The 20,532-nt window shown below is 64.0% G+C and carries 17 protein-coding genes; 14 read left to right on the plus strand and 3 right to left on the minus strand.

Annotated elements, in window-relative coordinates; translation table 11 throughout:
* Positions 1 to 197: 197 nt before the first annotated feature.
* From LB564_RS15980 to LB564_RS16030, 11 genes are all read left to right on the plus strand, one after another.
* Entirely contained in the window at positions 198 to 917 is a 720-nt protein-coding gene (locus tag LB564_RS15980) for a proton-conducting membrane transporter (protein WP_224539099.1), read from the plus strand.
* A 148-nt stretch (positions 918 to 1,065) separates the two neighbouring features.
* Positions 1,066 to 2,220, plus strand: a complete 1,155-nt coding sequence (locus LB564_RS15985; protein ID WP_411910180.1) for an aminodeoxychorismate synthase component I — start codon at positions 1,066 to 1,068, stop codon at positions 2,218 to 2,220.
* Complete coding sequence (locus LB564_RS15990) at positions 2,169 to 2,831, plus strand: aminotransferase class IV family protein (protein ID WP_140704412.1); 663 nt, start codon at positions 2,169 to 2,171, stop codon at positions 2,829 to 2,831. The genes LB564_RS15985 and LB564_RS15990 overlap by 52 nt, the downstream gene beginning before the upstream one ends.
* A 19-nt stretch (positions 2,832 to 2,850) precedes the next feature.
* Positions 2,851 to 3,780: a heme-dependent oxidative N-demethylase family protein gene (locus LB564_RS15995; RefSeq protein WP_224539104.1), complete on the plus strand. Its 930-nt coding sequence runs from the start codon at positions 2,851 to 2,853 to the stop codon at positions 3,778 to 3,780.
* 110 nt (positions 3,781 to 3,890) lie between these two features.
* Positions 3,891 to 5,336 carry a homospermidine synthase gene (locus LB564_RS16000; protein WP_224539106.1) on the plus strand — a complete coding sequence of 482 codons (1,446 nt, stop codon included), beginning with the start codon at positions 3,891 to 3,893 and terminating at the stop codon, positions 5,334 to 5,336.
* Between the two features lie 187 nt (positions 5,337 to 5,523).
* Positions 5,524 to 5,901 carry a hypothetical protein gene (locus LB564_RS16005; RefSeq protein ID WP_140704406.1) on the plus strand — a complete coding sequence of 126 codons (378 nt, stop codon included), beginning with the start codon at positions 5,524 to 5,526 and terminating at the stop codon, positions 5,899 to 5,901.
* A 187-nt stretch (positions 5,902 to 6,088) separates the two neighbouring features.
* Entirely contained in the window at positions 6,089 to 8,191 is a 2,103-nt protein-coding gene (locus LB564_RS16010; RefSeq protein ID WP_224539107.1) for a bifunctional metallophosphatase/5'-nucleotidase, read from the plus strand.
* Positions 8,192 to 8,326: 135 nt separating this feature from the next.
* On the plus strand, positions 8,327 to 9,391 hold the full coding sequence (hemH, locus tag LB564_RS16015) for a ferrochelatase (RefSeq protein ID WP_224539109.1): 1,065 nt from the start codon (positions 8,327 to 8,329) through the stop codon (positions 9,389 to 9,391).
* Between the two features lie 73 nt (positions 9,392 to 9,464).
* The gene (locus LB564_RS16020; protein WP_224539111.1) at positions 9,465 to 10,676 is read left to right on the plus strand and encodes an NAD(P)/FAD-dependent oxidoreductase; all 1,212 of its coding nucleotides are present in this window, start codon (positions 9,465 to 9,467) and stop codon (positions 10,674 to 10,676) included.
* A 121-nt stretch (positions 10,677 to 10,797) separates the two neighbouring features.
* Positions 10,798 to 11,748, plus strand: a complete 951-nt coding sequence (locus tag LB564_RS16025; protein ID WP_027146254.1) for an SPFH domain-containing protein — start codon at positions 10,798 to 10,800, stop codon at positions 11,746 to 11,748.
* 14 nt (positions 11,749 to 11,762) lie between these two features.
* Positions 11,763 to 12,227, plus strand: coding sequence for an NfeD family protein (locus LB564_RS16030; RefSeq protein ID WP_140704399.1), 465 nt, complete (start codon positions 11,763 to 11,765; stop codon positions 12,225 to 12,227).
* A gap of 185 nt (positions 12,228 to 12,412) precedes the next feature.
* Here the strand turns inward: LB564_RS16030 and LB564_RS16035 are convergent, their stop codons facing one another.
* Positions 12,413 to 13,414, minus strand: coding sequence for an SIS domain-containing protein (locus LB564_RS16035; protein ID WP_224539113.1), 1,002 nt, complete (start codon positions 13,412 to 13,414; stop codon positions 12,413 to 12,415).
* 246 nt (positions 13,415 to 13,660) lie between these two features.
* On the opposite strand from LB564_RS16035, the gene LB564_RS16040 reads away from it, so the two are divergent.
* Positions 13,661 to 15,421 (plus strand): outer membrane beta-barrel protein, encoded by a 1,761-nt coding sequence (locus tag LB564_RS16040; protein WP_224539116.1) that lies wholly within the window; start codon positions 13,661 to 13,663, stop codon positions 15,419 to 15,421.
* A 14-nt stretch (positions 15,422 to 15,435) separates the two neighbouring features.
* On the opposite strand, the gene galU is transcribed toward LB564_RS16040, so the two are convergent.
* Positions 15,436 to 16,350, minus strand: a complete 915-nt coding sequence (gene galU, locus LB564_RS16045; RefSeq protein WP_181173655.1) for a UTP--glucose-1-phosphate uridylyltransferase GalU — start codon at positions 16,348 to 16,350, stop codon at positions 15,436 to 15,438.
* Between the two features lie 202 nt (positions 16,351 to 16,552).
* On the opposite strand from galU, the gene LB564_RS16050 reads away from it, so the two are divergent.
* A complete protein-coding gene (locus tag LB564_RS16050) occupies positions 16,553 to 17,776 on the plus strand; it encodes a lytic murein transglycosylase (RefSeq protein ID WP_224539117.1) in 1,224 nt (407 codons plus the stop codon).
* 31 nt (positions 17,777 to 17,807) lie between these two features.
* Entirely contained in the window at positions 17,808 to 19,037 is a 1,230-nt protein-coding gene (locus LB564_RS16055) for a DUF459 domain-containing protein (RefSeq protein ID WP_224539119.1), read from the plus strand.
* On the opposite strand, the gene LB564_RS16060 is transcribed toward LB564_RS16055, so the two are convergent.
* The gene (locus LB564_RS16060; protein ID WP_224539121.1) at positions 19,034 to 20,488 is read right to left on the minus strand and encodes a glutamate synthase subunit beta; all 1,455 of its coding nucleotides are present in this window, start codon (positions 20,486 to 20,488) and stop codon (positions 19,034 to 19,036) included. The two genes, LB564_RS16055 and LB564_RS16060, sit on opposite strands and share 4 nt — an antisense overlap.
* Between the last annotated feature and the right edge of the window lie 44 nt (positions 20,489 to 20,532).

Consider the following 20,532-nt stretch of genomic DNA (forward strand, 5'->3'; position numbering starts at 1 on the left):
CATGCGGATCGGCGAGGGAAATCTCAGCCAGCCGTGCGCTCGGGCGAACGCGACAACGACCGTTGACCATGGGCTGGAAAGCCGATCGCCGACAGCTCGAACCGAAGCCGGCTGTTCCGTGTATCAGCGGAACCATCATCGAGTAGTCCCGCGCCGAAGGTCATGCCCCGGCAGACGGATCTGACTGGAGAGAGACAATGGCCACTTTTTTCTACGTGATCCTGGCGTTCCTGGTAGGCGTGTTGGTCGGCTGGTTCATCTGGGGGCGTCTGCGCGGTGAGCTCGACAGCCTGCGCGGCGACCTCGACCGCACCCGCGGCGAGCGCGACAAGCTGCGCGCCGACAGCGATCGCCTGACCGGCGAACTCAATGCGTGCGGCAAGACCCGCTCCGACCTCGAGCGTCAGTTGCGCGAGGCGCAGGCCTCGACTGGCGCCGGCGCGGCAAAGGCGTCAACTCAGCCGCCGGCAGCCCTGATGTCCACGCCTGCCGTTGCCAAATCCGCTCCGGCCGCAGCCAAGCCGGCCGCCGCGAAGGCCGCCCCGGCCAAGGCGGCGCCGAAGCCCGCGGCGGCCAAAGCTCCGGCGAAGACCTCGACCGCGCCCAAGGCAGCGCCCGCCGCCAAGAAGGCTGCCCCGGCTGCTGCCAAACCGGCATCGGGCAAGCCCGACAATCTGCGCCGGCTGATCGGCATCGGCCCGGTCAACGAGAAGCTGCTCAAGGCACAAGGCGTTACCAGCTTCGCCCAGATCGCCGCCTGGACCGCTGCCGACATCAAGCGGATCGAGGACGTGATGAACTTCGACGGCCGCATCGCGCGCGAACGTTGGATCGAGCAGGCCAGGCTGCTCGCGGCCGGCAACGAGGCCGAATTCGCAAAGCAGTTTCCGACCGCAGGAACCGCAAGCAACACCTGAGCGACAAGCCAGGACAAAACCGGCGGCGCTCCAGGGCGCCGCCGTTTTGTTTCAGCGTCAGGCCAGAAGTCGGCTTTGAGGGACAGGGTGCCGTTCCCTCGATTGCGCGCGCATGGCCCCCCATATAGAGCGATCGTTGGCTTCATCGATCCCGGTTCCCATGTCCCTGCCCGCCGCAATTTTCCGCAACGACGAAAGCGCGCGCCAGCTCGTTTTCGAGCGGCCGGCCGATCTCATCGTCGCGCGTGAGGCCAAGGACTTCCAGGCGGCGTTGCAAGCGGCGCAGGCCGCGCACGACGCCGGCAAATGGCTGGCCGGCTATTTCTCCTACGAGGCCGGTTACCTGCTCGAGCCGAAACTCGCGCCCTTGCTGCCGGGCCGGCGCCGGGCTCCGCTGGTCTGCCTCGGGGTCTTCGATGCCCCTGACGAAGAGGCGGTGCCGCCGCGCGGCCCGCCGACCAACGGCCCGATCTTCGACGCCAGGGCGACATGGTCGTTCGAGGATTACGAGAAACGGTTCTCGCGGCTGCACCGGCACATCAGGCAAGGCGATTGCTACCAGGGCAACCTCACCTTTCCGGTGCACGCGCAATGGTCTGGCGATCCGCTCGCCGCCTTCGACGCGCTGACCGAACGCCAGCCGGTGAAATATGGCGCGCTGGTCGCGCTCGGCGACCCAATCGTCCTCTCGCGCTCGCCCGAATTGTTCTTCGAGATCAATGCCGCGGGGATGATCGAGACACATCCGATGAAAGGCACCGCACCGCGCGGCGCGACAAGGGACGAGGACGAACGGCAGAAGAATTTCCTGCGCAACGACGAAAAGAACCAGGCCGAGAACCGGATGATCGTCGACCTGCTGCGCAACGACATATCGCTGATCAGCGAGGTCGGCACGCTTGAGGTGCCGGAACTGTTCCGCATCGAGTCCTACCCGACCGTCCACCAGATGGTGAGCGACGTCAGGGCCAGGTTGCTGCCCGGCCTCGGCATACGCCAGATCTTCGCGGCGCTGTTTCCCTGCGGCTCGATCACCGGCGCGCCGAAGATCCGCGCCATGGAAATCCTGCACGAGCTGGAGGGCACGCCGCGCGACGTCTATTGCGGCGCCATCGGCTGGATCGCACCCGGCGGCACGATGCGCTTTTCGGTGGCGATCCGGACCATCTCGCTCTTTGCCAGCGGCGAGGCCGTCTACAATGTCGGCGGCGGCATCGTCTTCGATTCGGTTGCCGAGGAGGAGTATCAGGAGTGTCTGCTCAAAGCCCGCTTCGCGACCGGGACGTCGCCGATTTCGAGCTGATCGAGACCATGCGCTGGGAACCCGCCTCGGGTTTCCTGCGCCTCGACCGCCATCTTGCGCGCCTTTATGGCTCGGCGGTGGAACTGGGCTTCAGCCATGACCCGCAAAAGGTCGGCGAAGCGCTGAGCGGCGCCGTGGATCGATCATCCACCGCCATGCGCACGCGGCTCGCTCTGTCGCGCAATGGCGAGGCGAACGCCTCGGCGCAACCCTATGAACCGCTTGCTGCCGACAAGGTGTGGACGCTGCGGCTGGCACGCACGAGGCTCGATTCGAGCAACATGCTGCTGCGCCACAAGACCAGCCGGCGGCAGCTCTACACCCATGCCCGCTCCGAATATCTCGTCACCCAGGCGGATGAAGTGCTGCTGGCCAATGAACGCGGCGATATCTGCGAAGGCACGATCACAAACGTCTTCGCCGATTTCGGCGACGGCATGCTGGCGACGCCGCGGCTCGATTGCGGCCTCTTGCCTGGTGTATTGCGCGCCGCGCTTCTGGATGAAGGCCGCGCCGGTGAAGCGATCTACAGCTTGGATGACCTGAAATCCGCCAAGGCGCTGTTCGTCGGCAATTCGCTGCGCGGGCTGATCCCGGCCAAACTAATCTGAAGCCAAACTGATCTGAGGCATGACACCCCTACCCGCCCACACTCCCTATGACGGTTCGTCGAAACTCTTCACCATCGGGCTGAAGCCGCTCGACCCCGCGCACTGGATCGAGGTCGACGGTCACCTGCTGCCCTATCTCGCCGAGAAGCGCCGGCTCTATGCCGAAATTCCCGAGCAGGTCTTCGTCGAGGAGGACGGCACGCGGGGCGCCCAGCAGGAGGTGCTCGAATTGCTTGGCGCCCACCTGCCGGAACGATTTCCCGGCACGCACCGGCGCGTCGATGCGGGCGTTGCTGTCGTTGGCGCGACGGACCATCCCCCGATCCCCTCCAGCCTTGCCGGCGCACCCCTGGTCGCGGCCTCGCTGCTGGTCCAGGAAGACTTGATCCTCATGCGCCGGGGCGAAGACGGCTGGCGTCTGGCCGCCGGCTCGCTGTGCTTTCCCTCGTCCTGGTCGCTCACCGAAAAATTCGGCAAGCCGCTGCAGCGGATCCACGAGCCGGTGCCGGGTTTTGGGCCGGGCAGCAGGCCGGCCGATCTCATCAACCGCATGTTCGACGGCCTGCAGGGCCAGGCGGTCGAGCGCTTCAACTGGTCGATCCAGGCCGACAATGCGCTCTACCATCCCTTGTCCAATGTCGAGCGCATCGACCGTGCCACCAACCGGCCGACGCGTTTCCCCGACGGCGACGTCAAGGCGCACCCCTTCATCCGTGTCGAGCGCCAGACGCTGCGCAAACTGCCGGCCTCGCGCGACATCCTGTTCACCATCCGCATCCATCTCGACCCGCTCGCCGTACTGGCGCGGCATCCGGACCGGGCGAGCCTCGCAATCTCCTTTGCCGCCCAGCTCGAAGCGCTCGATCTCGACCAGCTCGACTATAAGGGCCTGACATCGGACCGCGACCGGCTGGTGTCGGTCCTTAACCACATGGCCAAGGGTGGCTAGCCTCCAGTTGGCGCTTTTCACTGGTTTGTGACATTGATCTGTGATGTAGCGCATGGCCGTCGGGCGAAAATGCCTGGCTTTCTGCTGTAGTTGAAGGAGTGCTCGATAAAATGGCGAATGAAAACTGGCCCGTTTACGGTGAGATCACCGGCCCCGTGGTGATGATCGGCTTTGGCTCGATCGGACGCGGAACGCTGCCGCTCATCGAACGCCATTTCAAGTTCGACAAGTCGCGCATGACGGTCCTCGATCCACGCGATACCGACCGCAAGCTGCTCGACGAGCGCGGCATAGCCTTCGTCCAGGAAGCGGTCACCGAGAAGAACTACAAGAAGCTTTTGACGCCGCTTCTGACCAATGGCGGGGGCCAGGGCTTTTGCGTCAACCTGTCGGTCGATACCGGCTCGGTGGACCTGATGCGGCTCTGCCGCAAGCTCGGCGTGCTCTACATCGACACCGTCGTCGAGCCCTGGCTTGGCTTCTATTTCGACGCCAAGGCCGACAATGCCAGCCGCACCAACTATGCGCTGCGCGAGGCGCTGATCAAGGAAAAGCATGACAAGCCTGGCGGCGCCACCGCCGTCTCCACCTGCGGCGCCAACCCCGGCATGGTGTCATGGTTCGTCAAGCAGGCGCTGGTCAATCTGGCCACCGATCTTGGCATGGAGTTCTCAGAGCCAGCGCAGGAAGACCGCGAGGGCTGGGCCAAGCTGATGAAGAAGGCCGGCGTCAAGGGCATCCATATCGCCGAGCGCGACACCCAGCGCGCCAAGAAGCCCAAGCCGATGGACGTGTTCTGGAACACCTGGTCGGTCGAGGGCTTCATCTCCGAAGGCCTGCAGCCGGCCGAACTCGGCTGGGGCACGCATGAGAAGTGGATGCCCAAGAACGGCAAGAAACACAAGCACGGCTCCAAGGCCGCGATCTATCTGGAACAGCCCGGCGCCAACACGCGCGTGCGCTCGTGGTGTCCGACCCCGGGCGCGCAGTACGGCCTGCTGGTGACCCACAACGAGGCGATCTCGATCGCCGATTTCTTCACCGTGCGCTCCAAGAAGGGCAAGGTTCAATACCGCCCGACCTGCCACTACGCCTACCATCCCTGCAACGACGCGATGCTGTCGCTGGACGAGATGTTCGGCGCCGCCGGCAAGCCGCAGCCGGTGCACCATGTGCTCGACGAGAACGAGCTGGTCGACGGCGTCGACGAGCTCGGCGTCCTGCTCTACGGCCACGACAAGAATGCCTACTGGTACGGTTCGCAGCTTTCGCTCGCCGAGGCGCGCAAGCTCGCTCCCTACCAGAACGCCACCGGCATGCAGGTCACCTCGGCGGTTCTGGCCGGCATGGTCTGGGCGCTGGAAAATCCGGCGGCAGGCATCGTCGAGGCCGACGAGATGGATTTCAAGCGTTGCCTGGAGGTGCAGTCGCCCTATCTCGGACCGGTCAAGGGCTACTATACCGACTGGACGCCGCTCGATAGGCGCCCGGGCCTCTTCCCGGAGGACCTCGACCGCAGCGACCCGTGGCAATTCCGCAACATCCTCGTCCGATAGCATCGCGCGGACCCTACCCCATTGCCTTGCAATCGCCCGGAAATCGGGCGATTGAAGGGATGCGGCCTGGAGTGGCGATGTGCGTCCCGTTGGACGCATAAAGCCTACCCAGCAGTTTGGACGTTCGCGTCGCGCTTTCCAGAAATCCGCCCGATTTTTGGACCGACGCGTTTGGAGAGGATTTCATATGACTATTGCGCGCAAAGTTCTTTCTATGGGCGTGGCGGGTGCCGTTGTCTCGATGCTCGCTGCCTGTACCACCAGCGGTCCCGACCAGCCGCCGATGGCAACCACGCCGAAAGGCGTCGAGGGTTCCTGGATCGATGCCAAGGGCACCGGCCTGTCGACCTTCAACGGCGGCAAGTTCACGACCGTCGCCACCGATACCGGCCAGAAGCTGGCCGATGGCAGCTACACGATGACCGGCGCCACTTCGGTGCAGATCAACGGCACCTCGCTGATCCGCCAGACCGGCGTCAGCTTCAACTGCCTGCTGGTGTCGACCAGCCAGCTCAACTGTACCAGTTCAGCCGGCCAGAATTTCGTCCTGACGCGACGCGCCTGAACCGGCGAACATTCGCATGCTCGAGGACGGCGGCCATTGGCCGCCGTCTTTTTATGCCGGCAAAGCTCGCCTGGATTTCCGCTTGCGTCGACCGGAACGCGATGGGAACATGATCAAAACGCTGGCTGTTATACCCCAGTCAAGCAAAGGCGTTAGACGCCTCTGATCAGCCTACCGGGAGACGAAGATGAAGAAGCTTGCCGCCATTGCCGCCCTTTCCGCGTCGACGCTTGGCCTGTCGGCCGGCGCATCCTTTGCCGACTACACACTGAATATCCTCCACATCAATGACTGGCATAGCCGCATCGAAGGCAACAACAAATATGAATCGACCTGCTCGGCCGAGGAGGAGACCAAGGGCGAGTGCATCGGCGGCGCGGGCCGGTTGATCACCGCGATTGCCCAGGAGCGCAAGAAGCTGGAAGGCCAGAACGTGCTGCTGCTCAGCGCCGGCGACAATTTCCAGGGTTCGCTGTTCTACACGACCTACAAGGGCAAGGTCGAAGGCGAGTTCCTCAACGAGATGAAGTTCGACGCCATGGCGCTCGGCAATCATGAATTCGACGACGGCGAAGCAGCGCTGGCGCCGTTCCTCGACATGATCAAGTTCCCCGTGCTCGGCGCCAACGTCAAGGCCAACGCCCAGTCCAAGCTCGGCGACCGCGTCAAGCCGTCCATCGTGGTCGAGGTCGGCGGCCAGAAGATCGGCATCATCGGCGCCGTCACCAACGACACGCCCGAACTCGCCTCCCCCGGCCCCAACATCACGATCGAGGACGACGTCAAGTCGATCACGGCCGAGGTCGAGAAGCTCAAGCGAGAAGGCGTCAACAAGATCATCGCCGTGACCCATATCGGCTATAACAGGGAGCGCGACGTCATCGCCAAGATCCCCGGCATCGACGTCGTCGTCGGCGGCCACAGCCACACGCTTTTGTCGAACACCGACCCGAAGGCGGCCGGCCCCTACCCGACGATGGTCGACAACTCCGGCGGCTACAAGGTGCCGGTGGTGCAGGCGGCCTCCTATTCGAAATATCTCGGCGAGTTCAAGGTGGTGTTCGACGACAATGGCGTCGTCAAATCGGCGAGCGGCGACCCGATCTATCTCGACAAGTCGATCACGCCGGATCCGGCGGTGCTTGCCCGCATCAAGGAGCTCGGCGCCCCGATCGAAGCGCTGAAGAACAAGGAAGTGGCCGAGACCACCGGCGTGATCGACGGCAGCCGTGAGAATTGCCGCGCCAAGGAATGCGCGATGGGCAACCTCGTCTCCGACGCCATCCTCGACCGCGTCAAGGGACAGGGCGTCGAGATCGTCATCTCCAATGGCGGCGGCCTGCGGGCCTCGATCGACAAGGGCACCGTCACCATGGGTGAGGTACTGACCGTGCTGCCGTTCCAGAACACGCTGGCGACCTTCCAGATTTCCGGCAAGGACCTTGTCGCCGGCCTCGAAGGCGGCCTCAGCCAGATCGAGGACGGCGCCGGCCGCTTCCCGCAGGTGGCGGGCCTCAAATATTCCTTCGACAGGTCGGTCGCGCCCAATGCCGGCCGTGTGAAATCGGTGGAGGTGATGGAAAACGGCGCCTGGACGCCGATCAATCCGGACAAGGATTATCTGGTCGCCACAAACAACTATGTCCGCCAGGGCGGCGACGGCTACAAGGTCTTCGCCGAAAAAGCCAAGAACGCCTATGATTACGGCCCTGGCCTCGAACAGGTCGTTGCCGATTACCTCGGCGCCCACCGGCCTTATACGCCCAAACTCGACGGCCGCATCACCGAGATCGCCGCGACGACAGCGGCGGCTCCCGCCGCCGAGCCGGCCAAGCCCGCCGAGCCTGCAAAGCCTGCGGAGACCGCCCCGGCAGCGCCGGTGCCGGCCGAGGCCGCCAAACCGCCTGAGCCGGCAAAGCCCGCCGATGCCGCGGCGCCGATGCCGGAACTGCCCGCCAACTCAGGCGATATCGCCAACACGCCACCAGCCATATCGACGGAAAACGCGCCGCCACCGCCGGCCCCGCCGGCAGCTGAACCGGCAAAGCCTGCGGAGACGGCGCCGGCCGCTCCCGCCCCGGCGGCACCCTCGCCCGCCGAGCCGGCAAAGCCCGCCGAAGCCGCACCGGCCACCGGCAGCCATGTCATCGTGACCGGCGATACCTATTGGGATCTGGCGAAGAAGGCCTATGGCGACGCGACCAAGTGGAAACGCATCTATGAGGCGAACAAGGGTCAAAGGCCGCATAGGCTTGTGCCGGGCGCGACACTGACCATCCCGGCGAAGTAACGCCGCTTCGCCTCTTCCAACACCAACCCGCCCGGGAAACCGGGTGGGTTTAGTGTTTTCGGATTAAGGTGCGGCCAGACGCTGCATTGAAAGCGCGCGCAAGATGGTTAGGTTCGCGCCTCCTGGAGAACCCTTATGACGCTTTCCACCCCTGTCGATGCCAAAGCCGCCAAGGCCATCGGCCCGTTACCGGCTGGACATCCGCCGGTCAAGGCCGGCAAGATCGGCGTCTTGCTGGTCAATCTCGGCACGCCTGATGGCACCGATTTCAAGCCGATGTGGCGGTATCTGCGGGAATTCCTCTCCGATCCGCGCGTCATCGAGCTCAACAAGGCGATCTGGTATCCGATCCTCTACGGCCTGGTGCTCACCACACGGCCGAAGAAGTCGGGCGCCAACTACGCCAGGATCTGGAATCGGGAGAAGAACGAGTCGCCTTTGCGCACCTACACCCGCGCCCAAGGCGAAAAGCTTGCCGAGGCGCTGCGCGACCTGCCTAATGTCGTCGTCGACTGGGCGATGCGCTACGGCAATCCTTCGACGGCGAGCGTCACTGAGAGGCTGGTTGCGCAGGGCTGCGACCGCATCCTCTCGTTTCCGCTCTATCCGCAGTATTCGGCCACCACCACCGCAACCGCCAACGACCAGCTGTTTCGCGCTTTGATGAAGATGCGCCGCGCGCCTGCGGTGCGCAGTGTGCCGCCCTACTATGACGAGCCGGTCTACATCGAGGCGCTGGCGCGTTCGATCGAGCAGCATCTGGCAACACTCGATTTCGAGCCGGAGGTGGTCATCACCTCCTATCACGGCATCCCAAAGCCCTATTTCGAGAAGGGCGATCCTTATCACTGTCACTGCCAGAAGACGACGCGGCTGTTGCGTGAACGACTCGGCTGGGATGACAAGAAACTGATCACCACTTTCCAGTCGCGCTTCGGCGCGCAGGAATGGCTGCAGCCCTACACCGACAAGACGGTCGAGAAACTGGCCAAGGATGGCATCAAGTCGATGGCCATCGTCAATCCCGGCTTTTCCGTCGATTGCATCGAGACGCTGGACGAGATCGGCCGCGAGGCAGCCGAGACGTTTCATCACGCGGGCGGCGAGAATTTCGCCCACATCCCTTGCCTCAACGACACTCCGGAAGGCATGGCGGTGATCGAAGCGATGGTGCGGCGCGAACTGTTGGGCTGGGTCTAAAGCAATTCCGGGAAAAGTATGAAACGGTTTTCCGTCCGGAATTGCGTCAAACAAAGAGGCCCCGGAGAACTGAATGCCCCGCAAACTCGATCTCACAACTGGCCGGCCCGTCTGGTCCGCCTATCGGGCGCCCGCGGTGCCGACCGGCAGTCTCACCCGGGACGTCAAGACCGATGTGCTGATCGTCGGCATGGGCATCAGCGGTGCCATGATGGCCGAGGCACTCACAGCGGACGGTCACGCCGTGATCTGCATCGACCGGCGCGGCCCGCTGAAGGGCTCGACGGCGGCAACGACCGCGCTGGTCCAGTTCGAAATCGACCAGCCGCTTTCAACGCTTTCGCGGATGATCGGCAAAGCTCCCGCCGAGCAGGCCTGGCGACGCTCACGGTTGGCCGTTTCCAACCTTGCCGCCCGCATCGCCGAACTCGGCATCAATTGCGGCATGAGCCGCAGCCACTCGCTCTATCTGGCCGGAACCGTGCTGGGCCCCTTGGAATTGCGCGAGGAAGCCGAGGCGCGACGTCAAGCTGGCATCGCCGCGACCTATCTGCCCCCTCAGCCACTCGCCGAGGCGTTCGGCATCGATCGCGCCGGCGCCATCCTCAGCCATGGCAACGTCGCGCTCGATCCACGCAAGCTGACGGCAGGACTGCTGCTCAAGGCGCTCGAGCGCAAGGCACGTCTCTACGCGCCCGTCGAAGCCACGGTCATCAGGGACAGTGCGAACGAGGTGATCGTGGCAACCAGGGACGGCCCCACCATCACGGCACGGCATGTTGTCCTCGCCACCGGTTACGAACTCATCGACATCGTGCCGGCGGCCGCCCACCAGATCATTTCGACCTGGGCGATCGCGACGTGCCCGCAACCGCGCAAGCTGTGGCCGGGCGCGGCGTTCATCTGGGAGGCGTCGGATCCCTACCTCTATGTCAGGGCGACCGCCGATGGCCGGGTCGTCTGCGGAGGCGAGGACGAGGATTTCGCCGACGAGACCCAGCGAGACGAACTCATCACCACCAAGAGCGCACGCATTGCCGAAAAACTTGGCAGGCTGTTGCCGCATCTCGACACCAGGCCGGAATTCGCCTGGACCGGCTCCTTCGGCACCACGACCACTGGCCTGCCCTATATCGGCGCCATTCCCCGCCACCCGCGCATCCATGCCGTGATGGGTTATGGCGGCAACGGCATCACCTTCTCGCGCATCGCGTCCGAGATCGTCTCGGCCTCAATCGGCGGGCTCGAAGACACGGATGCAAGCCTGTTTACCTTCAACCCTTGAGTGCATCCCCTTAAACAATCCCTCATCACCTGATTGTAACGCTGCTGAAACACACTTAAGTCTTTGGTGAAGCCGGCTGTGCGGGAATGGCTCGCGCGGCCTGCCTCTGAGGGAGAGCCAAATGGATTTCAGTGGTTTCGATATTGCGGTCGTTGTTCTGGTCGCGCTTGTCGTGCTGGTGCTGTTCAAAGGCATCAAGACAATTCCGCAGGGCTACAACTATACCGTCGAACGTTTTGGTCGTTATACCAAGACACTGAGCCCCGGCCTGAATCTTATCACGCCGTTCGTCGATCGCATCGGTGCCAAGATGAACATGATGGAGCAGGTGCTCGACGTTCCGAGCCAGGAGATCATCACCCGCGACAACGCCATAGTCGGTGTCGACGGCATTGCTTTCTACCAGATCCTCAATGCGGCCCAGGCCGCCTATCAGGTTGCCGGGCTGCAGAACGCCATCCTCAACCTGACGATGACCAACATTCGTACCGTCATGGGTTCGATGGACCTCGACGAGTTGTTGTCCAACCGTGACGCCATCAACGAGCGCCTGCTACGCGTCGTCGACGAAGCGGCGCACCCGTGGGGCATCAAGATCACACGCGTCGAGATCAAGGACATCAATCCGCCGGCCAACCTCATCGAATCGATGGGCCGCCAGATGACCGCCGAGCGCAACAAGCGTGCGCAGATTCTGGCCGCCGAAGGCCTCAAGCAGTCGCAGATCCTCGAAGCGGAAGGCCGCAAGGAAGCCGCTTTCCGCGACGCCGAAGCGCGCGAACGCTCCGCCGAAGCCGAAGCCCGCGCCACGCAGGTGGTGTCGGAAGCGATTTCCAAGGGTGACGTCCAGGCGCTGAACTACTTCGTCGCCCAGAAATACACCGAGGCGCTGGGCAAGATCGGCACCGCCACCAACAGCAAGATCGTGCTGATGCCCTTCGAGGCGTCGTCGCTGATCGGCTCGCTTGGCGGCATCGGCGAAATCGCCAAGGAAGTCTTCCGCAGCGAAGGCACGACCGGCGCGCAACGGCAGGCCGCGCGTCCGCCCGTCGTCAGGCCCTCCGAAAACTGAGATAGGCCACGCTCATGATCGACCGCATCGTTTCTGAACTCGGCCCGTGGAACTGGATGGTTCTGGGCTTCGTGCTGCTGGTGGTAGAGGTCATCGCGCCCGGTTTCTTCATGCTCTGGATCGGCATCGCCGCGCTCATCGTCGGCGCGGTATCGCTGCTGATCTGGGATGCCGCCATCTGGACATGGCAGGTCCAGGTGCTTCTGTTCCTGGTCCTGTCGCTGGTTTCGGCCTTTGTCGGCAAGAAACTCATGGGCGGACGCGACCAGCCGACCGACCAGCCGCTGCTCAACCGTCGTGGCGCGCAGATGGTCGGCAGGATGGCGACGCTCGCCGAACCAATCCGCGACGGCCGCGGCCGCATCAAACTCGGCGACACGCTATGGCGCGTCTCCGGCCCGGACCTGCCCGCCGGCACCCAGGTACGCGTCACCGCCGCCGCCGACACCGATCTGGAACTGACGGTGGAGCGCGTCTGAACTCCAGCGCCAACGTGCATGGTGTGTTGAGATTCAGGTCAGGTCGCGTCGAAAATAGTGGCATCCGAGAACCGGAGCAGAGCGTACTTTTTGTACGTGAGCTCAGTTCTACTGCGACGCAGTAGAACGGGGAAGCGCAGGACGCCGCTATTTGCAGACCGGCCTCACCTGAATATCAGCACACCTTAGGCGGCGCCGATGCGCAGCAGGTCGTGGAAATGCACCACGCCGAGCGGCATGTTGTCCCTGGTCACCACCAGCGCGCCGACATTGTGCTCGTTGAGCAGCGCGATCGCCGTGCCGGCAAGCGTCTGCGGGTCGACCGTCTTGGGCGTGCGCGTCATCACCTCATCGACGATGACGTCGGCCAGGTTGCGGTGCAGGTTGCGCGCCACATCGCCGTCGGTGATGATGCCGGCCAGTTCGCCGTTCGCGTCGACGATCAGGACGCAGCCGACCTTCTTCTGCGACAGCGTCATCACCGCTTCCGGCATCTTGGTGCCGAGCGAAGCGAGCGGCATCTGGTCGCCGACCCGCATGATCTCGGAGACCATGGTCAGATTGGCGCCGAGCTGGCCACCGGGATGGAAGGTGCGGAAATGGTCGGGCGTGAAGCCGCGCGCCTCGAGCAGCGCGATCGCCAGCGCGTCACCGACGACCAGTTGCAGCAGCGTCGACGTCGTCGGCGCCAGGCCATGCGGGCAGGCCTCGGGGGCGCGCGGCAAAAGCAGCACGACGTCGGCCGCGCGCGCCAGCGCCGATGTCTCTCCGGAGGTCACGGCAATGAGCGGGATGGAGAAACGCCTGGAATAGGCGATGATGCCCTTGAGCTCGGGGCTTTCGCCCGACCACGATATGGCGATAATGGCATCGTCCCTGGCGATCATGCCGAGATCGCCGTGATTGGCCTCGACGGGATGGACGAAGAAGGCCGGCGTGCCGGTCGAGGCCAGCGTCGCCGCGATCTTGGAACCGATATGGCCGCTTTTGCCGACACCGGTGACGATGAGCCGGCCCTCGATCTTCGAGATCATGTCGACGGCCTCGGCAAAGGGTGCCGCCAGTCCGTTCTCCAGCGCCTCGGCAAGGGCCGCGATCCCGGCCTGCTCGGTTGCCACCGTTCTCAGCGCCGATTCGATCGACGCTTGCCTGTCCAGGGGCTTCTTATCGAGAGGTCTCGCATGCATGGATGATGCGATTAGCGCTTTGCCGCCCGCCTGTCCAACAGAAATGGCCTCTGCGTGAGGGCCGGATGTGTGCGGCGGTCAGGGCAACCATGAGGATCAAAACACAGAGCACGAGGCGGATCCGCATTCTCGCTTGCGGAAATCACGTTTGAGCCAGTGGCGCGCGCGGCCTCAACCCTCCGTTAACCATCGCCATTTACGGTTCGGTAAGTATGGCGCGCGTGCGCCGCGCAAGCAGTGGTGGCAATGTCCGGGGTCCAGCCAGAAAAATCGAGAGGACGACGGGGCAAGGCGGTTTGCGCCTTGTTGCTGGCGACCAGCGTCCTTGCCTTGCTGCGCCCCGCGCCCCTCCTGGCCCAGGAAACGGAACTGCGGGGAGAAGTCTCGGAATCGGCGATCCTGTCCGATCAGCAGCGCAAGGCGAGAAACCTGGTCCTTGCCGAGCAAGCGGCGGCTGCCGCGCAGGACAATGCGCCGGCGCGCACCTATCTGCCGGCAAGCGCCGGCGCCGTGCCTGACGATACGGAAGCCGCGGACCCGACCACCAGCGTCTTCGATCCGCCCCAGGCCAGCGACGATACCTCCGCCGACACACCGACGCCGCCCAAGCCGCGCCGCACTTCAACCGCAAGGCAGAGCGCGGCCGACAAGGCAAAGGACAAGGCAGCCGACAAGTCCAAGAAGAAAAAAAGCAAAACGGCGGCTACGGATCCAACCACCACGGCGACGACGGACGATACCGACGACACCGTGGCGGACCAGGAAGCGGCCAACCGCCGCGCACTTACCGTCGACAGTGTGGACAAGCAGAAACTCGACGCCGGCGCCGAGCACACCGCCGCGATCGAAGGCCAGAACAAGAAGCCCGAGGACGATCCATTCGCCGCCACCGGCGTCAAATGGGGCTCCTTCGTCATCCGGCCGACCATCGAACAAGGCCTGACGGCCACGACGAACGGCGATTCGAGCAGTGCCGGCACGTCGGCGCTGCTGTCCGAGACGGCGCTGCGCTTTACCGCCGCCTCCGACTGGCGCGAAAACTCCGCGACGATCGATGGTTATGGCACTTTCCGCGAAACAGTGTCGGGCTACCCGGTTCACGACGCGCAAGGCCGCATCGAAGGCCAGCTCAATGTCGACCTCGACAATGAGCTGCGCGCCATCGCCAAGCTCGGCTATGAAGCCGTGCCGGAATCGGCGTCGTCGCCCGACGCCATCGCTGGCGTCGACAAGCAGCCGCTGCGGCAGACAATCGACGGCAGCCTCGGCGTCGAAAAGGCGGTCGGCAAGATGCAGTACACGCTGACCGGCGCGGTCTCGCACGACTTCTATGGCGACGCCGAGCTCTCGGACGGCACCTCGCTGTCGCAGAAAGATCAGGACAACACGCTCTACACCGCGACCTTGCGCACCGGTTACGAGATTTCCCCGGCCCTCACCCCCTTCACCGAAATCGAGGTCGGCCGCCGGGTCTACGACCAGCGCATCGACAATGAAGGCTTCGAGCGCTCCTCGACGCGCCTCGGCGCCCGTGCCGGCCTGCAACTCGACATGGGTGAGAAGCTGTCGGGTGAATTCTCGGCCGGATGGCTGAGGGAAGCGGTCGACGACAAAAGCCTGGAAGCGATTTCGGGCGCCACCGTCAACGCCGATCTAAAATGGTCGCCCGAACGCGGCACCACGATCGGCCTGACCGGCAAGACCACCGTCGAGACCACGACCACAGCGGGCGAGAGCGGCGATATCCTCTACTCCGGCCGCCTGACCGGCGAACGCCTTATCCGTGCCAATCTTACCGCGAATGCGGCCCTGGGCCTGGATTGGCGCGACTATGTCGGCATTGACGGCCATGACAGGATCTTGAGCGCAGAGGCCGGGCTGACCTGGTGGCTGAACCGCTATGCCGGCCTCACCAGCCGGGCAAGAACCGAAAAGCTGACCAGCAACCTGCCCGGCCGCGACTACACCGCCAACAGCATCTATCTCGGCGTGAAAGTGCAGCGCTGACGGAAGTGTGGGCCCTAGAACGCGGCGCCGCGCCGCTCCGACGGCTTCATCTCGTCGAGCAGCGTGCGGATGACGCCGGCCATGCTCTGGTTCATGTCGCTGCGCCAGAGCGCGAAGGCGACATTGGCCTCGACGAAGCCTTCAGGCGAACCGCAGTCGAAGGTGCGGCCCTGATAGTGGTAGCCGTAGAAGGCCTGCTCCTTTTCCAGCTTCAGCATTGCGTCGGTGAGCTGGATTTCGTTGCCGGCGCCCTTCTCCTGGCCCTCGAGAATTTTGAAAATCTCCGGCTGTAGTATGTAGCGGCCGTTGATGTAGAGGTTGGACGGCGCGGTGCCGGTCTTCGGCTTTTCGACCATCTCGGTGATGCGAAAGCCGTGATGCGTGTCCTCGCCGCGCCCGACGATGCCGTATTTATGGGCCTCGGCCGGGTCGCATTCCTGCACGGCGACGATGTTGTTGCCGGTTTCCTCGTAGAGCTCGACCATCGCCTTCGTGCAGCTCTTCTCCGACTGCATGATCATGTCGGGCAACAACAGCGCGAACGGCTCGTCGCCGACCAGTTCGCGCGCGCACCAGACGGCATGGCCCAGCCCCATCGGCACCTGCTGGCGGGTGAAGCTGGTTTGGCCCGGCGCCGGCTGCAGCCGCTGCAGGCGGGCAAGCTGCTCGTCCTTGCCGCGCTGTGCCAGCGTGTCATAGAGCTCGAACTGAATGTCGAAATGATCCTCGATGACCGCCTTGTTGCGGCCGGTGACGAAGATGAAATGCTCGATGCCCGCCTCCCGCGCCTCATCGACGACATACTGGATGACCGGCCTGTCGACGACGGTCAGCATCTCCTTGGGAACAGCCTTGGTGGCCGGGAGGAACCGCGTGCCGAGACCGGCGACCGGAAAAACTGCCTTGCGAACTCTCTTCATGCTTTCAATTATCCGTTTGCTGGCCGGCTCCGCAATCCCCGTCTCGCGACATTTTCACGCCGGAATTGAAGAATACGGGAGCGGGTGAGGGAAACTTCCACCGGTTAAAGCATCGAGGTGTCTTTTCGTTCCAGGCGACACCTATGGTAAACTAATTCCTAACCCGGTTCGGCGATGAATGGTCTTTCCTGAGACAAAGAAGGAGGAAAAGATGTCCGTTCGCAATGCCGCAAAAATTCTCACCAGCGTCATGACGGCCGCCAGCCTCTCGCTTGCTTTGCTGATCCCCACCGGTCCGGCTTTCGCCGATGCCGGCTTCCGGCAATGGGTCGCCAGCTTCCGCGCCACCGCCGTGGCGGGCGGCGTTTCCGGCTCCGTCTACGACCAGGCTTTCCGGGACATCAAGGAACCCGATCCGGTGGTGTTGGATAAGGCCCGCACCCAGCCCGAATTCACCGCCCCCGCCTGGGATTATTTCGACAACCGCGTCCATGACCAGTCCGTTGCCGTCGGGCAGCAGATGGCGAAGAAGTGGAAGCCTTGGCTGGACAGGATCGAAGCGCGATTTGGTGTCGACCGCTACATTCTCCTGGCCATCTGGTCGATGGAATCGAACTATGGCGAGATCCTCAAGCGCGACGACATCATGCGCAACGTCATCCGTTCGCTGGCGACTTTGGGTTATGGCGATCCGAAGCGTTCGAAATACGCCCGCACCCAGCTGGTCGCGGCCCTGAAAATCCTGCAAACCGGCGATATCGACGAAAGCCACCTGATGGGCTCCTGGGCGGGCGCCATGGGCCAGACCCAGTTCATTCCGACCAGCTACCAGCATTATGCCGTCGACATGGACGGCAACGGCAAGCGCGACATCTGGAATTCCATTCCCGATGCGCTCGCGACATCAGCCAACCTGCTGAAGAAAAACGGTTGGCAGGCCGGCAAGACCTGGGGCTATGAGGTCGAGCTGCCGGCCGGGAAACTGCCCGCCGGATCGAAGACGCTGGCGCAATGGCAGGCGCTCGGCGTCGTCAGGGCCAGCGGCAAGCCGTTCAAGAACCTCACCGACAAGGCGACGCTGAAAGTGCCGGATGGCCGCGGCGGACCGGCCTTCCTGATGATCAGGAATTTCTCCGTCATCAAGGCCTACAACAACGCCGACAAATACGCGCTCGCCGTTGGTCTGCTTGCCGATGAAATCGCCGGCGGCAACGGCCTTGTCCAGGATTGGAAGCGGCCTTTCACCAAGCTCTCCTTCGAGGAAAGGCAGGAGTTGCAGAAGCGGCTTTCCCAGCATGGCCTTTATGATGGCAAATTCGACGGCAAGATCGGCGACGGCTCGAAGACGGCCATCATGGCCTATCAGGCAAAGGTCGGCTTGACCCAGGATGGCTATCCGAGCATGGAAGTGCTGAAATGGCTCAGGCAGAAATAAAGCCTGACGGAGTTGAGTAGGGAGGTAACGATTGGTTTGGGCTGCGCGTATCGGCACGTTTGTTCGTCGCATGCCGGTGCTGATCCTGACCTTCGCCGTGCTTGCCATTGCCGTGGCCAGCGCCATCCATGCCCCGGCCATGGCGCAGGAGCAGCAGCAGCAGAGCCGGGGCTGGTCCTTGCGCGACCTCCTGTTTCCGCGCCGTAGCGAGCGCATAGAGCCGCCGCAGGACATCCAGAAGGCGCGGCCTAAGCCGAAGAAGAAACCGCGTGCGCCCCGCCCACCCGCCGAGCCTGCCACGCCCGTGGTCGAAAAAGCGCCTGATGCCCGCACTGTCCTGGTGGTCGGCGACTTCATGGCGGCGGGCCTCGCCGAAGGGCTGGACGACGCCTTCGCCGAGAATACCGGCGTCAGGATCGTTGTCCGCAGCAATGGCTCGTCGGGCTTCGTGCGCGATGATTTCTACAACTGGCCCGAACAGATCAAATCGCTGATCGAAACCGAAAAGCCTGCCGCCGTGGTCGTCATGCTGGGCTCGAACGACCGCCAGCAGATGAAGGTCGGCGACGTGCGCGAGCAACCCCGTTCCGAAAACTGGACCAAGGAATACGAGCGCCGCACCGATGAACTGGGCAAGACGATCGCCACCGCCAAGGTGCCTTTCCTATGGGTCGGCATGCCGGCCTTCCGGGTGCCGAAGATGACGTCCGACATGCTGGCCTTCAACGATATCTACCACAAGGCGGCCGAGAGCCACGGCGGCGAATTCGTCGATGTCTGGGACGGATTTGTCGACGAGAATGGCGCTTTTATCACCAGCGGCCCCGACATGAACGGCCAGCCCGTGCGGCTGCGCGCCGATGACGGCATCAACGTGTCCAAGGCCGGCAAGCGCAAGCTTGCCTTTTATACCGAAAAGCCGCTGCTGAAGATCCTTGGACTGGCCGCGCCGGGGGGTGTGGCACCGGCAACGGCGCCGGCGGGCGCCCCCGTCGAGGCACCGGCTCCGGCGGCCGCACCCATCGTCATCGATCGCACCCAGCCCATGCTGCTCAGTGACCCCGCGCTCGACGGCGGCACCGAATTGCTCGGTTCCGCCCCGCCGGCCAAGGCCAATCCCGCGCTTCCCGGGGAAAGGCTGGTGATCGAGGGCAAGGCGCCGGAGGCTTCGCCTGGACGCGCAGACGATTTTTCCTGGCCTCCGAAGGCCAGTCCGCCAGCCACGGCCGCCGCCGAAACCACGACGGCGATCACCCCTTAACGAGGCAGGACGGTCGTCCCCATCAGCGCTTCGTCGATCGAACGTGCGGCCTGGCGACCCTCGCGGATCGCCCAGACGACCAGCGACTGGCCGCGGCGCACGTCGCCCGCCGCGTAGAGCCGATCGACGCTGGTCCTGTAGTCGCGGTCATTGGCCTCGACATTCCTGGAACGGCGGCTGTCGGTGGTGATCTTCATCTCGCCTTCCAGCTCGGCGGCCACGCCGGCCGTCGCCGGTCCGGCAAAGCCGATGGCGATGAAGGCGAGATCGGCGCGGATGACGAACTCGGTGCCGGCGATCGGCTTGCGCTTCTCGTCGACCTCGCAGCACTTGACGCCGGTCAGTTGGCCTTCCTCACCGATGAATTCGAGCGTCGCCACCTGGAATTCGCGCTCGGCGCCCTCGGCCTGCGAGGATGAGGTGCGCATCTTGGTTGCCCAATAGGGCCAGACCGCGAGCTTGTCTTCCTTCTCGGGCGGCTGTGGGCGGATGTCGAGCTGGGTGACGCGCACGGCGCCCTGGCGGAAGGCGGTGCCGACGCAGTCGGAGGCGGTATCGCCGCCGCCGACGACGACGACATGCTGGCCGCCGGCGATGATCGGATGCGACGGCCAGGCAACCGACTGGATTGGCTCGCCGCCGACGCGGCGGTTCTGCTGCACCAGATAGGGCATCGCATCATGCACGCCGCCGAGATCGTCGCCGGGAATGCCGGCAGCGCGCGGCGTTTCAGACCCACCGCAATAAAGCACCGCATCATGTTCGGCGAGCAGCTCGGTCACAGGCTTGTCGACGCCGACATTGACGCCGCAATGGAAGGTGACGCCCTCGCCCTGCATCTGTTCGATACGCCGGTCGATATAGTGCTTCTCGATCTTGAAGTCGGGAATGCCGTAGCGCATCAGCCCGCCCGGGCGGCTTTCGCGCTCATAGACATGCACGTCGTGACCGGCGCGGCCGAGCTGCTGGGCGGCCGCCATGCCGGCCGGGCCGGAGCCGATGATGGCAACCCGCTTGCCGGTCTTCTTTTCCGGCGGATAGGGCCTGATGTGGCCGGTCTCGTACGCCTTGTCGGCGATCGCCTGCTCCACCGTCTTGATGGCGACCGGAATGTCCTCGAGGTTCAGCGTGCAGGCTTCCTCGCAGGGCGCGGGGCAGATGCGGCCGGTGAATTCCGGGAAATTGTTGGTCGAGTGCAGGTTGCGGATCGCGTTGTCCCAGTCCCTGTTGTAGACGAGGTCGTTCCAGTCGGGGATCTGGTTGTGAATTGGACAGCCGGTCGGCCCGTGGCAGAACGGAATGCCGCAATCCATGCAGCGCGCGGCCTGTTTCTCGACCTCCTTGTCCGACATCGGCAGCGTGAATTCGCGGAAGTGCCGGATGCGGTCGGAGGCCGGTTGGTACTTGTGCACCTGCCGGTCGATTTCGAGAAAGCCTGTTACCTTGCCCATAGTCCAGTTCCTGCTGTCCAGATGGTGCGGTTTTCGCCGCACCC

It is taken from the genome of Mesorhizobium sp. ES1-6, assembly GCF_020164775.1.
Classification (GTDB): Bacteria; Pseudomonadota; Alphaproteobacteria; order Rhizobiales; family Rhizobiaceae; genus Mesorhizobium.